Genomic DNA, 702 nt, shown 5'->3' on the forward strand with positions numbered 1-702 from the left:
TTGCCGGCGCCGGCGTTGCGCCTGGCAATCAAGGTCAGGCGGCGGTCGGCCGGAACCAGCGCCAGCGTGGAATCTGTGGCGTTGCCGGCTTCGTCGTCGAAATAGATCCGGGTGTAGAGATGCAGCAGCATGCCGCGCGCGAACACCGCGAGCAGGATGTGCGGCGCCTGCGGCTTGCCGTCGGCATCCGGCACCACGCCGGGCTTGATGGTGTCGAAGGCGTAGCCGCCGCCCTTGTCGGTGCCGCAACGGCCAAAGCCCTTGAACGAGGAGTTCGGCAGCGCGCGCTTGTCCTGCGGATCGGAGAAGCGCCCTTGCGCGTCGGCCTGCCAGATCTCCAGCATGCAGTCCGGGATCACCGCGCCGTCGCCGTCATAGACCCTGCCCTCGACGCGGATGCGCTCGCCCGAGACGTCAGGCGTCAGGAGGTTATTGGTGAAGGCGTCGTTCCACTCATATTCGCCGTTCGGCGTCAGGCCGTATTTGAAATAGGGGCCGACGGTCTGCGAAGGCGTGATTCCATCAGGACGCGGGTTCGACACTTACCTGATCTCCATCGGCGTGGCATTGCGTCCGCGCAGCACGATATCGAAGCGGTAGCACAGCGCCCATTCCGGCTTGGTATTCTCGAGATCGAAGGACGAGATCATCCGCGCCCGCGCCTTCTCGTCCGTCACCGAGTTGAAGATCGGATCGAACGGA

At 64.7% G+C, this 702-nt stretch carries 1 protein-coding gene and 1 pseudogene; both read right to left on the minus strand.

Annotated elements, in window-relative coordinates; all coding sequences use genetic code 11:
* A partial coding sequence (pcaG, locus tag AKL29_RS40320; RefSeq protein WP_082190491.1) for a protocatechuate 3,4-dioxygenase subunit alpha occupies positions 1-542 on the minus strand: 542 nt, incomplete at its 3' end.
* A pseudogene (locus AKL29_RS44430) lies at positions 543-702 on the minus strand (protocatechuate 3,4-dioxygenase subunit beta); the annotation flags it as partial.

Origin of the sequence: Bradyrhizobium pachyrhizi (genome assembly GCF_001189245.1) — a bacterium.
GTDB lineage: Bacteria > Pseudomonadota > Alphaproteobacteria > Rhizobiales > Xanthobacteraceae > Bradyrhizobium > Bradyrhizobium pachyrhizi.